The 12,330-nt window shown below is 40.3% G+C and carries 11 protein-coding genes and 2 tRNA genes; 4 read left to right on the plus strand and 9 right to left on the minus strand.

All coding sequences use genetic code 11. The features are described from left to right. Positions 1–366: 366 nt before the first annotated feature. The gene (locus tag EKM81_RS01435) at positions 367–1,713 is read left to right on the plus strand and encodes a Mur ligase family protein (protein ID WP_125647345.1); all 1,347 of its coding nucleotides are present in this window, start codon (positions 367–369) and stop codon (positions 1,711–1,713) included. Here the strand turns inward: EKM81_RS01435 and EKM81_RS01440 are convergent. The 5 genes from EKM81_RS01440 to EKM81_RS01460 all read right to left on the minus strand — a co-directional run bounded on the left by EKM81_RS01440 (position 1,710) and on the right by EKM81_RS01460 (position 8,058). Beyond that, entirely contained in the window at positions 1,710–2,711 is a 1,002-nt protein-coding gene (locus tag EKM81_RS01440) for a serine hydrolase domain-containing protein (RefSeq protein WP_164509153.1), read from the minus strand. The genes EKM81_RS01435 and EKM81_RS01440 overlap by 4 nt on opposite strands. Before the next feature lie 319 nt (positions 2,712–3,030). Beyond that, a complete protein-coding gene (locus EKM81_RS01445; protein ID WP_125647350.1) occupies positions 3,031–3,771 on the minus strand; it encodes a hypothetical protein in 741 nt (246 codons plus the stop codon). A gap of 18 nt (positions 3,772–3,789) precedes the next feature. Next, positions 3,790–5,682, minus strand: coding sequence for an ABC transporter ATP-binding protein (locus EKM81_RS01450; protein ID WP_125647353.1), 1,893 nt, complete (start codon positions 5,680–5,682; stop codon positions 3,790–3,792). Further along, a complete protein-coding gene (locus EKM81_RS01455; protein WP_125647356.1) occupies positions 5,675–7,411 on the minus strand; it encodes an ABC transporter ATP-binding protein in 1,737 nt (578 codons plus the stop codon). The genes EKM81_RS01450 and EKM81_RS01455 overlap by 8 nt, the downstream gene beginning before the upstream one ends. Beyond that, positions 7,408–8,058, minus strand: coding sequence for a TetR family transcriptional regulator (locus tag EKM81_RS01460; RefSeq protein ID WP_125647359.1), 651 nt, complete (start codon positions 8,056–8,058; stop codon positions 7,408–7,410). The genes EKM81_RS01455 and EKM81_RS01460 overlap by 4 nt, the downstream gene beginning before the upstream one ends. A gap of 261 nt (positions 8,059–8,319) precedes the next feature. Between EKM81_RS01460 and EKM81_RS01465 the strand changes: the two genes are divergently transcribed. Further along, positions 8,320–9,603, plus strand: coding sequence for an ISL3 family transposase (locus EKM81_RS01465; RefSeq protein WP_125647362.1), 1,284 nt, complete (start codon positions 8,320–8,322; stop codon positions 9,601–9,603). Between the two features lie 268 nt (positions 9,604–9,871). Here the strand turns inward: EKM81_RS01465 and EKM81_RS01470 are convergent. From EKM81_RS01470 to EKM81_RS01485, 4 genes are all read right to left on the minus strand, one after another. Beyond that, positions 9,872–9,944, minus strand: a tRNA-Gln gene (locus EKM81_RS01470). Between the two features lie 5 nt (positions 9,945–9,949). Beyond that, positions 9,950–10,021 (minus strand) — tRNA-Glu (locus tag EKM81_RS01475). An 85-nt stretch (positions 10,022–10,106) separates the two neighbouring features. After that, on the minus strand, positions 10,107–10,301 hold the full coding sequence (locus EKM81_RS01480) for a hypothetical protein (protein ID WP_125647365.1): 195 nt from the start codon (positions 10,299–10,301) through the stop codon (positions 10,107–10,109). Then, on the minus strand, positions 10,294–10,620 hold the full coding sequence (locus tag EKM81_RS01485; RefSeq protein WP_125647367.1) for a hypothetical protein: 327 nt from the start codon (positions 10,618–10,620) through the stop codon (positions 10,294–10,296). The genes EKM81_RS01480 and EKM81_RS01485 overlap by 8 nt, the downstream gene beginning before the upstream one ends. A 75-nt stretch (positions 10,621–10,695) precedes the next feature. Here EKM81_RS01485 and EKM81_RS01490 point away from each other — a divergent pair, with 75 nt between their 5' ends. Both EKM81_RS01490 and EKM81_RS01495 read left to right on the plus strand, forming a co-directional pair. Next, a complete protein-coding gene (locus EKM81_RS01490; RefSeq protein WP_125647370.1) occupies positions 10,696–11,364 on the plus strand; it encodes a histidine phosphatase family protein in 669 nt (222 codons plus the stop codon). Between the two features lie 259 nt (positions 11,365–11,623). Next, entirely contained in the window at positions 11,624–12,325 is a 702-nt protein-coding gene (locus EKM81_RS01495; RefSeq protein ID WP_125647373.1) for a hypothetical protein, read from the plus strand. Positions 12,326–12,330 lie beyond the last annotated feature (5 nt).

Here is a 12,330-nt window from a genome sequence, read left to right on the forward strand (position 1 = left end):
TAGCCATTTGGCAACCCGAACACGTTTCAGATAGAGTGTGAGGGCTGGTGTTTTTTTGGCGTAGCCTAACTTCAAATAATGATTTGAGCTGGTGCAACCAGATCGAAGCATTATTTAAGTTAAGCCTAGCCATTTACCAGCCCGAACACATTTCAAAACTTAGAAAATATTTAACCCTCAGTGAACCTAGCCAGCAACAATCGGCTTATCCAGTTTGCCAACACCTAATCAGTAAAAAAATCGGTTCAATATGGTAAAATAAAAAGCGATTAGTTTAATTATCAGCCGGTTAACACTGATAAAAACTAACCATACTTAAATAATATTAACTTAACGAAGAAATTTTAAATAAACGAGGAAAAGTTCATGTCTTTAAATTCTGTCCTAGCCAAAGCAGTTGGCCGTAGTAGTTACTGGTTTCTGCACACTTTTCGCAGTGGTGGCAGTTCCTTGCCAGGTAAATTAGCCACCAAAATTGACCCACAAGTCCTTAAACATTTAGGTGCCAAATATGACGTGATTATCGTTACAGGTACCAATGGCAAAACCATGACGACCTCACTACTGACTAAAATCATCAAGCAAGTACAGCCAGACGTGCTGACAAATCCCAGTGGTTCAAATATGCTTCAGGGAATCGTCACTTCTTTTCTGGCGGCACCAAAGCCTGGCGCCAAACCACTGGCTATTCTAGAAGTAGACGAGGCTAACGTCGCGCCGGTCTGTGCCCAAATCACCCCGAAAGCCTTTGTCCTGACCAATATTTTCCGTGACCAAATGGATCGTTATGGTGAAATCTATACCACCTACAAGAAAATTATTGATGGCGTGAAACTGGCACCTACCGCAACGCTAATCGTCAATGGTGATGCGCCAATTTTTAATGACGCGCAGTTAAAAAATCCAATTGTCTACTATGGCTTTGCCGATAAAAACGGTTCTGCGGCAGATTTACGGGCTAGTTTTAATTCTGATGGCGTGCTTTGCCCAGTTTGCCAACACATTTTACATTACCACAGTATTACTTATGCCAATCTTGGTGATTATTTTTGCCCCAATTGTGGTTTCGAGCGACCTGAATTAACTGACGAAGTGACTGCCATTGAAGAGTTACGACCAACTTTCTCAAAGTTTCGGATCAATAACACCGACTTAACTATTCACGTCGGTGGCATGTATAATATTTATAATGCCCTAGCCGCCTTTAGTGCAGCCCATTTTCTTAACATTCCCACTGAAAAAATAATTGCGGCTTTTAATCATGATGAACAAGTTTTCGGTCGTCAGGAAGTAATTAAACTTAATGGCAAACATGCAACCATTATTCTTGTTAAAAATCCGGTTGGCTTAAATCAAGTTTTTGATTTGATCAAAACAGACACCGAACCTTTTTCGCTAGGATTTTTGCTAAATGCCAATCCAGCTGATGGTCGTGACACGAGTTGGATTTGGGATGGTGAATTTGAAAACCTGCCCTATCAAAAAATCCCGCAAATCATCTTAAGTGGTGAGCGGGAGCCTGATATTCATTTACGTTTTCAAGTTGCTGGTGCCAGTGATGCGCAATTGATCACTAGTGATTCTCTGGACGCTTTTATTGACCAAGCTGGGATTATTCCCAATCAACATCTTTACATCTTGACAACCTATACAGCAATGTTAGCTTTACGTAAAAAACTGGCAGAACAGGGTATTATCGCAGCAGGCTATTAATCTGTTAGTTCCTGAATAAACGATTGAACGATGGCTTCTCGAGCGATGAGAAAGCGATCGTTTTTTTGTTGGGGATGAACGCGATTGCTTAGCACAATCAACCCCTGCTGTCGCTGCAAATCTAATAACAAAAATGTCCCCGTGAAGCCAGTATGAAATAGCAATTGATGCCCATCGACTGCCGATCGCAAAGCCCAAGCCAAGGATCGGCCCAGTTGGTGTCCAGTCCAGTCTTGCAGCAAACTTTGCCGAAATTCTGCACTCAGCAAGTCCGGTAAATCAGGGCGCTGACCAAGATACCATTGACTAAACGTCACCAAATCATTTAAATCAGCAAATAGCCCCGCAGAACCACAATGCATCCCTAAAATTTGAGCTTTGGGATCATGAACTTGTCCTTGACGCAAGTAACCAGCCTGATAAGTAGTCGGGACACAGCGACTAGCAACTGGTTTAAAGGTCGTGTTGAATAAACGTAGTGGCTGAAGGACTCGTTCCGTAATAACTGTCTGAATTGGTTGCTGACAAATTGCTTCGACAATCCAACCCAAATACAGAAAACCAACATCCGTATAAACCATTTGGCGCTCAAAAGTGGCCGTCACTGGTAAAGCCAACAAAGCCGCCTGCAAATCAATTGCACTTAATTGATTGCGATGCGGAATATAGCCTGCAATACCTGACGTATGCGTTAATAAATGTCGCAAGGTCACACGGTGGTCCTTAAAAGCTGGTAAATATTGTTGCACCGAATCATCAAGCTGACACTTACCTGCCGCAATGAGTTCAAAAACAACCGTCGCCGTTCCGACCACTTTCGTCAGACTAGCTAAATCATAAAGTAAGCCTGGTTGTAAGCGCTCCGGCTCTGGGAACCATTGTTTATCTCCTTGCACTTTCGTCATAACTGTTTGACCATTAATCAGTGCATAACTTAAGCCAGGAACAATCTGCTGCTGTAATAAGCTATTTAATAGTGCTTGCGTCCTTGGATACATCACATCACCCTCTAACTTTTAGTATAGCATTTTCAAAGCAAGGCCAAATAAAAATTAGCGTTGGGTCATATAAAAGCAGACTAACGCTAATTAGCTCGGTGATTCTTCAAAAAAAGTTAACTGGTTCTAACGCTAGCTAATATATGACAAAAGGCAGTCAGCCGGTCAGCAGTAACGTAAAAAGAGCGCCCAATTCTTCTGACGAATTGGACGCTCTTTGTGTCACTAAGCGGCACTGACTGTTCTTTTGAGAACACGTTTCAGCAGCCAAAGTTCACTTTATTATTTGATTATAAATTTCGTTTAAAATCAGCTCAGCCTATTTCTTTACTAAATACATATAAAGTGCTTTAGTCGAGAAATTAGTTTCAAAGGTAACCCCTTTGCTATGAATGTTATCAATCGTGGTTTGCCCGTTTTCGGCTTTCTTAGCAAGTTTTTGATAATCTTTCAAAACCTGTTTACCATCTGCACCAACACTGTTTGATAAGGCAACCAGTTGTAATGCAAACTTTTTCATTTCAGTTTTTGATTTCATTTTGCTAACACTAAACACATAGGCCACACCAACCAATTGTTGATTCTGAACATTGACGCGAATCCGCAAGCCATCAGCATTAACTAAATCAGTCAGCCCATCTTTAATTTGCATCGGCAACACACTAGCACCTGTTTTCATTTGCTGGTTAATAACATTATAGGTCATCGCAAATTTAGGATAACTTGCTAATGGTTTTGCTTTAGCAACGGTCACTGTTTTGGTCGTGGTCACGCCGCGACGCTTGGCCGCCAGTTTAACTTTTGTCGCTTTTAATTGGCTAGGTACTTGGATCACAAAAGTACCATCTTGATTATTAACTTTTTTCGTTTGTCCAGCACCAATTTGATAAGTTAAAGCAGCATTTTTTGAAGCTGTTCCCTTAACTACAGTGACAATGCCATCAGGCTTAAATGTCTGAGCACTTGGTTTTAAACTAGGCTGCTTACTTTGACACCCAGCTAAACCAATCACACCAACTACTAATAGGGCAAGACTAGCCACAAGCTTTTTAATTTTCATGATTGACTTCCTTCCCCATTAAATTTCCACGTTGCCAGTAAACTGTGAATTATACAAATCAGCATAAAATCCTTGCTTAGCCATTAACTGATCGTGATTCCCAGTTTCAACAATTGAGCCGTGGTTCATCACTAAGATATTATCGGCATCACGAATTGTTGACAAACGATGGGCAACAACAAAACTAGTCCGACCTTTAAGCAAACGGCCCATTGCATGTTGAATGTGTAATTCAGTCCGTGTATCAACAGAAGATGTCGCCTCATCAAGAATTAGAATTTCAGGATCGGCAACAAAAGCCCGCGCAATAGTTAACAATTGTCGTTGTCCTTGGGAAATATTAGAAGCTTCCTCATTTAGGACTGTATCATAGCCATCTGGCAACTGCCGGACAAATTCATCAACATGAGCTGCTTTAGCTGCAGCAATAATTTCATCATGAGTGGCATCCTCACGCCCATACTTCAAATTATCATAGATTGTCCCAGTAAAGAGCCAAGTATCTTGAAGTACCATCGCAAAGTGACGGCGTAAATCTTCGCGCTTCATATTCCGCGTATCAACACCCTTTAAGCGAATAGAACCACCAGCCACATCATAGAAGCGCTCTAACAAATTAATAATGGTCGTTTTGCCGGCACCAGTTGGTCCAACAATAGCAATCATCTGACCAGGTTTAACAGCTAAATTATAGTCAGTCATTAGCAAATCTTTGCCTTGATAACCAAACTTAACATGTGCCATCGTCAAAATATCTTTGCTAGCTGCTACGTCAGGAAGATCAACCTGATCATCAGTCATATCATCCTCATCAAGTACCTCAAAGACACGCTCAGCAGAAGCAACGGTTGCTTGAATCGTATTAGTTAAGTTAGCCAATTGGGTGATTGGTTGCGAGAATTGTTGCGTATATTGCAAGAATGCTTGCACATCACCTAATGACATGCTCCCATTAGCTACTTGGATACCACCAAGAACCCCAACGAACACATACCCTAAGTTATTAATGAAAGTCATTAATGGCATAATTAATCCAGAGATCATTTGTGCTTTCCATGAAGCAGCGTACAAACGCTCATTTTCTTCATTAAATTCACTAATGGCTTGAGTCTCATGATTAAAGCTACGATTGATAATATGACCAGCGTAGTTCTCTTCAATTTGATTATTTAATAATCCTAAACTCTTCTGTTGGGCTGCGAAGAACCGTTGCGACCGTGGTGCAACAACACCAACAACAACTAGGCTTAACGGAATCGTGGCAATTGCGACTAAAGTTAATTGCCAACTAATTGTTAACATCATCCACAAAGTCCCAATGAACATCACCGTACTTTGAATCAACTGCGTCAAACTTTGTTGCAAAGTTCCGGCAATGTTATCCATATCGTTAATGGCCCGCGACATAATATCACCATTAGAGTGGGTGTCGTAGTAGTTAATCGGTAACGTCTTCATTTTGGCTTTCATTTCTCGGCGTAACCGATAAACAGTTTCCTGTGAAATCCGCGTCATCATGAACTGCATGATAAAGTTTAACAGTGCCGAAGCCACATACATCATAATGACCGTCATGATAATTGATTCAATTTTAGTAAAATCAATTGGGTATTCTTTCATGGCAATCCCGGCCTTTTGCATTGCCGTACCACTCATCACACCCTTAAAAAGTTCTGTAGTTGCCTTTCCTAAAATCTTCGGCGTTTGTACCTGAAGAATTTGCGAGCCCACAGCGAAAATCATCACAATTACTAACGCAATTCGATATTTAGCCATGTAATTAAACAAACGGCCAACAGTGCCCCAGAAATTCTTAGCCTTTTCACCAGGAAGCGCCATCCCACCGCCGGGACCGTGACCCCCCATTGGTCGAGCTGGATGGGAATTGCTGCGATTATTTTGTTCACTCATTAGAAGCACTCCCTTCCTTAATTTGTGAATCAACGATTTCGCGATAAACCTCATTATTTTCTTTTAATTCTTGATGTGTGCCTAAACCCACCATCTTGCCATCTTCAAGAACAATAATTTGATCAGCATCAGCAACAGTTGACACTCGTTGACCTACAATGACAATAATGGCTTGATTGACAGTCTTGTCTTGACGTAGTGCCTGACGCAATAGAGCATCAGTCTTAAAGTCAAGGGCTGAGAAAGAATCATCGAAAATATAAACTGAAGCTTTTTTAACCAATGCTCGGGCGATTGCTAGCCGTTGTTTCTGACCACCAGAGAAGTTATCGCCACCTTGTTCAACAAAAGTATCTAAGCCATCACTTTCGCGGATAAAGTCAGCTGCTTGAGCAATTTCTAAGGCATGCCACAATTCATCATCAGTCGCCTGAGCATTCCCATATAATAAGTTATCTCGCAAGGAACCCTTGAACAAAACTGCTTTTTGTGGCACTAAAGCAATTTGATCTTGCAAATCATGTTTGCTGACGGATTCAACATTTAACCCATTGACCCGCACCGCACCTTGTTCAACATCATAAAAGCGAGGGATCAAGTTGATCAATGTTGATTTACCAGAACCTGTCCCACCAATAATTGCTAAGGTTTGACCAGCCTTCATATGCGCATGAACGTCAATTAACGCTGGCTTCTCTGCCCCATGATAACGGAAAACGACGTCATCAAAATCCAATTGAGCTGGTTCGTCAGTACTAAACTTCTTAGGATCTTTAGGTTCAAGAATCCGAGTCTTCAAATCAAAGACTTTTTGAATCCGATCAGCTGAAGCTTGTGCACGGGGAATAAAGACAAAGACCATTGCTAACATCATAAAACTCATTAAAATCTGCATCGCATACGTCATGAAAGCAATCATATTCCCAATCGGCATCGCCTGATTAGCAATCAAATGACCACCAAACCAAGTAATTGCAATGTTGGTCCCACTCATGACCAAAGTCATCACAGGAAACATTGCGGCCATAATTGAAAATACTTTCCGAGCATTATTCGTATAATCACGGTTAACACCATCAAAACGATTTTGTTCGAAATTATCACGGACAAACGCACGAATAACTCTTACCCCCGTTAAACCTTCACGGAAGACTAAGTTTAATTTATCAGTCTTAGTTTGCATTGCTTTAAATAATGGCACTGCAAAATACATAATAATGCCGATAAAGACAACAATAATTGGAATAACGACAATGAAAATACTTGTTAATTGTGCATCCTTTTGATAGGCCATGAAACTAGCACCAATTAACGTGATTGGTGCCATAATCATCATTCTTAAAGCCACCATCGCCACGTTTTGAATTTGAATAACATCATTTGTGGTCCGCGTAATCAGCGAAGAAGTCCCAACTTGATCAAATTCATCATCAGACATATTTAAAACTTTTTGATAAATATCTCGACGTAAATTTTTACCTAACGTTTGTGAAGTACGTGCCGCCAACAACACATTACCGAAGGCAAAAATAACAGCTAGCAGTGACACAAGCAACATCTTACCGCCAACACTCCAGATATAACTGACGTCACCTTTGGCAACACCATCATTTACCAAATCCGAAGTCAGATTTGGTAAGTAAAGATTAGTCACAACTTGACCAATCATAAAGAGAACCGCACCAATAACTGCCCAAACGGACACACGATTCTTAGCAATTTTTATCATGCCTGATTCCCCCTTGTCGAATTCAAAACACCATTTTCAAACCAGCTTAGAACCAAATCAAATTGTTCATCGAAATCATCAGAGGTCACTGGCAACTCCTGGTTCTGTAACATAAAGTAACGCGCCGTTGAATGACCTAAGAAGCCTAATAAGATATGAATCAACAAATCGAATTGTTCTTCATCTACATTGAGTAAACTTAAATCTGTGTGCGCCTTAATTTCCTCAGTCCATTGTGAGAAATGGTGATGAGGTCGAACATGCATTGGTGACAGTCGCTGGTAATTACGATAATCAAGATCCATAAATAAATTACGTAAAAGCTTTTTATCGGGACCATTCACAAAAGTAAAAATTTCTTGATGAAACATGGCTTTCAATGCAGCAAATAAATCGCCGTGTAATTGATCAAGTATTTCAACAAATCGCTTTTGAAAATGTTGCTTAAAAGTAGAGATTAAATAGAAGTAAAGATCATCTTTATCTTTAAAGTATTGATAAAAACTACCACGGGGTATTTGCGCCAATTGGACAACATCAGCTACAGTAACTTGTGATGCTGGTACTCTTGTAAAAGCCTCTCTAGCAGCAGCAATAATTTTTGCTTGCTTCGCCTCGGGAAGTCCAAAAAAGGTACTGCTCGGCATATCAGCCACTCCTTTCTAATTGATGTTTTGTAAATAAAAAAATGACACCGTGTCGTATGACACTGTGTCATTATAGCATCCCACCACTCGTTTACAAGTACTATTCCCTTTTTTTCGGTTCTATACTTTTTCCTGTTGATAGCTTACTTAACATGGTAATCTATTAGCAGGATTTTTTAGTGCAAAATAAAAAAGGCCCATAAGCCTCGCACCTAAAAAATCCACCCACTACAGCATCATTTTTAAAGGACGTGAAAACTTATGGACCCTGTAGATAATAATATAAAATTTGCGCTCAGTATTAAAGACCCAAATGTAGTTTTTTACAAATATAACTATCAAGTGATTAAAGCTAAGCGCGCAAAAGTATATATAGCCACGGTTAAGTTCGACCAGAAACATTGCGCTAACTGTGGCTTTTGCGAGCTAAGTCATAATGGACACTACGTATCACGCGTGACCTATCTGGCAGCGAATGCGAGTGAACCAGTTTATTTAGAACTCCATAAAGAACGCGTCATTTGTCGTAATTGTAAAGCGTCGTTTATGGCTACTTCTGATGTGGTAGACAAGTACTGTTGTATCTCCCGAGCCACGCGTCAGAAAGTGTTTATGAGTCTACAAGACGACCGCACTCAAGCTAGCATTGCGATCGATGCCGGCATATCAGCTAGCACTGTCTGTCGTTACTTAGACAACTATGATGACTTATTTCGCAGAAATCTTAACTATCTACCGGTTCATCTCGCCATGGATGAATTTAGAGGAATTGGTGGTCGGCGCCATTTCATCTGTATTAATGGCGCTGGTGAGCACGAAATTCAACAAATTCTGCCAGACCGATTCAAGCAAAGTATTACTGATTATTTTAAACAATTTCCAGCAAGTGTTCGAGCACGTGTCAAAACAGTTACCGTAGATCTAAATAGTTACTATCAAGACATTGCCAAGGCAATGTTTCCGCAGGCAAAAATTGTGATCGACCGCTTTCACATCGTTGCAATGATGACTCGAGCTTTTAATCAAACTCGGGTGCAAACCATGAAAAAGTACAATAAAAGATCCTATGAATATCGCACGTTAAAGTTCGCCTGGCGGCTTTATTTGAAGTATGCCGGAAATCTAGATGAGGAACATGTCTTTTATGACCGACACCTGCGAAAACAACTCACACAACTAGAACGTGTAGAACAAGGACTGACAATTAACGAAGAACTTAAAGCATCGTACGAGTCGATGCAAAGCATCATGGAAAACCTTAAGAATCAAGACAAAGACAAGCTTGTGGAAGATCTATATACAAATCAAAATATAAGTCCCTACATGAAAGCAGTGTTTCAAACGTTCAAAAAGAACTTAGTGGTTGTACTCAACGCCAGTGAATCGGACTATACGAATGGCCCAGTCGAAGGCATGAATCGAATGATTAAACAAATTCAACGCACAGCATTTGGATTCCGTAATTATCATCATATGATTTCACGTATTAAGTTACGGCAAATGAGAACAAAACCAATGAAAAAAACAGAGTTGAAAGTCGCATGACTTTCAACTCTGTAAAAGCTATTCATCAACAGGATTTGACAAAGAGCCTTTTTTTCTTTTATTTCACTAAAAAATTTTTTTGCCTCAAGATAATGACAGCAGGCCCTTTACCAAAAAATAGAACAGACTTCAACCAGCTAAAACTCACTCGCAAAAGGCAGCCATCTATTGTCACACTCTGATCCACGGAACACTTGGTCCAAATATGTTATCCTCAATTTAGCGCACAAAAAAACAGCCGTCAATTAAAACGACTGTTCAAAGTTAATTGGGATACTAGGGTTCGAACCTAGAAATTATGGATTCAGAGTCCACCGCCTTACCAATTTGGCTATATCCCAATAAATCACCCGTACGGGAATTGAACCCGTAACTCCACCTTGAGAGGGTGGCGTCTTAACCATTTGACCAACGGGCAATTGATCAAGGCACAAGAAATATTTTAGCGTATCTAAAATGACACGTCAAGTCTAAATTGCCTATTTACCGCTAAAAAACACAAATTAATCGCGATGCCGTAACCATTGTTGTAGAATTAACCATAGTGTCATTAAGATTGTCGCCACTGCGCCAGCCAAAACAAAGAAGTGTAACCACGACCAGTCCAGCATCTGCTCCAATAACCACAACACAATTGTCAGCACTGCTAATGAAACAGCTGAACTAGTACTATCGCCAAATAAATGCCACTTATTCAAAAGAAAACTCCACCAAATTTAATTTGCGATCACTAAGATGCGAACTGGTAAACCAGACTTGATCATAACTAGCTGTTGGTCCTTCTTCTGTTTGGGCAAAGATCTGATTAACTAAATCACGATTTGCTTTAACAAAACTTGGTTCCAAGCGAAAAACATGTAGCCGCATCTCTGGAAAAAGCACCCCTTTACCGGCAACTGGTAACCGATCATCAAACGCAAAAGTTACCTGATTGGTGTAAACACGTGGTTCCCGAACAACATCTTGATTATTTAAAATAAAGGTCATAATTGCTTGAACAATTTCTAAACGATCCATACTCATTCAACTCCTCTCTTTACCTTCTTAAATTGTAGCATACTCACCACTAATTTAAAAAAGGACAGGTTCTCAATGAAAAACTTAATTTTAGTCCGTCACGGTCAAACCGCAATGAATGCAAAAGGTCGTTTGCAAGGATTAACGGACGTTCCCTTAAATAAAAAAGGCCAGCAAAGTGCTTATCAAGTTCAAAAAATATTAGCCCCTATCCCCTTAACGATTGCTTATAGTAGTGACCTAAGCCGAGCGCATGAAACGGCAGAAATTATTCTGACTAACCGGCAGCCAGCAGTGCCACTATTAACCTCATCACTATTACGAGAATATTATTTTGGTAGTCTTGAAGGTCAGTCAGATATGCAAATTTTTAGTCATGCAATCACAAGTTATGGCCTTAAAAACACTTTCAGCTATTGGCATCAACATCAAGGTTTTCCGCTAATGGTTGAAAGTTTTGCTGCCGCAGACCCGACAAAACAGGCCGAAGATTATACGACGCTTAAAAATCGTGCAGAAATGATTCTACAGCAGTTGCATACTGACCAGCATCAGGGTAATGTCTTGCTAGTTGCCCACAGTGTCTTATTGAGTATGCTCATTTATTTGGTGGCCCCAAGCAAACTACCACGGACGCTCTTACGCAATACCAGTGTTTCAATTCTAACACCAACTAACTCTGGTTTTAATACGAATGGCATCAATCTTAGCAACACTAATGAAATTCGACAGCGTCTAACCTAATATACTAGTTTGGATTAGGTCATTTTATTAAGCTTACAACGATGGCAAATTCCGAATTTCTTCGTTATAATGCCAATAACTTTTTTATTATCTTGCTATGATTGAATATGACAATTAACACTAATTAATTACTTCTAGAACCAAAAAAATTTAAAAACCTTATTTACAGCTGCCAAAAATAGCGGTAGCATCAATATTGTTGTAAGCGCTACAATCCCAGAATATTTTGATCAGCGCAAATTAATTTTGGAGGAGTCCTATGAGTAATTTTTTTGTAGTGCTATTTTTATTGGCACTAATCATGTTAATTTTCATACCATCGCGGGCATGGTGGTACAAGCATCATCGTCACCAAGCAACGGCCTTTATTGGTTTAAGTACTAGTAAGTGGCTAATCAGTCTATCTGCAGTGACAATTATTTCTTTTATTGGCGCTGGGGTTACTGGAAACAACACTAGTCAGGCAGACCAGAAACATTATCCAGTGGTTGCCGAAATTACATCTACCCAGCAACGTAAATTAGCCAAAAAAGCCACTGGCCTTGAAAACGAAGCAAATGACTTAAGCAAAGAATATGCGCTGGCTAAATCAGAATCAACGACTTTATCAGATCAGGCAGCTGAACTTTCAAGTAATAAAGATAAGGCAAGCGATGCTGCTAGTAGTGAGGCCAGCAGTATTAGTTCTAGTAAAGTTGCCGCAGAACAAGCAAGTAAACAGGCCGCTGCTGCAGAGGCTAGTCGCGCTGCTAGTAGTAGCCAGGCTGCTACCACTGCTGCCGCCACAACTGGCGGTAGTCAAGGCGATGTCACCACTGGACAAGCTGGCCAAATCATTGGCAATTCACGCTCTAAAATCTATCATGTTCCCGGCCAAGCAGGCTATCATATGAGCTCTGCTAACACCGTTTACTTCAATAGTGAAAAGAAGCACAGAATGCCGGCTATCAAAAGGCGCTGAGGTAA

Origin of the sequence: Lapidilactobacillus gannanensis (genome assembly GCF_003946675.1) — a bacterium.
Taxonomy (GTDB): Bacteria; Bacillota; Bacilli; order Lactobacillales; family Lactobacillaceae; genus Lapidilactobacillus; species Lapidilactobacillus gannanensis.

Bases quoted from the DNA above. Each gene is read 5' to 3' on its own strand.
- EKM81_RS01465 (WP_125647362.1), top strand. From the start codon at position 8,320: ATGGACCCTGTAGATAATAATATAAAATTTGCGCTCAGTATTAAAGAC.
- EKM81_RS01490 (WP_125647370.1), top strand. From the start codon at position 10,696: ATGAAAAACTTAATTTTAGTCCGTCACGGTCAAACCGCAATGAATGCA.
- EKM81_RS01440 (WP_164509153.1), bottom strand. From the start codon at position 2,711: ATGTATCCAAGGACGCAAGCACTATTAAATAGCTTATTACAGCAGCAG.
- EKM81_RS01445 (WP_125647350.1), bottom strand. From the start codon at position 3,771: ATGAAAATTAAAAAGCTTGTGGCTAGTCTTGCCCTATTAGTAGTTGGT.
- EKM81_RS01460 (WP_125647359.1), bottom strand. From the start codon at position 8,058: ATGCCGAGCAGTACCTTTTTTGGACTTCCCGAGGCGAAGCAAGCAAAA.
- EKM81_RS01485 (WP_125647367.1), bottom strand. From the start codon at position 10,620: ATGGATCGTTTAGAAATTGTTCAAGCAATTATGACCTTTATTTTAAAT.
- EKM81_RS01435 (WP_125647345.1), top strand. From the start codon at position 367: ATGTCTTTAAATTCTGTCCTAGCCAAAGCAGTTGGCCGTAGTAGTTAC.
- EKM81_RS01495 (WP_125647373.1), top strand. From the start codon at position 11,624: ATGAGTAATTTTTTTGTAGTGCTATTTTTATTGGCACTAATCATGTTA.
- EKM81_RS01450 (WP_125647353.1), bottom strand. From the start codon at position 5,682: ATGAGTGAACAAAATAATCGCAGCAATTCCCATCCAGCTCGACCAATG.
- EKM81_RS01455 (WP_125647356.1), bottom strand. From the start codon at position 7,411: ATGATAAAAATTGCTAAGAATCGTGTGTCCGTTTGGGCAGTTATTGGT.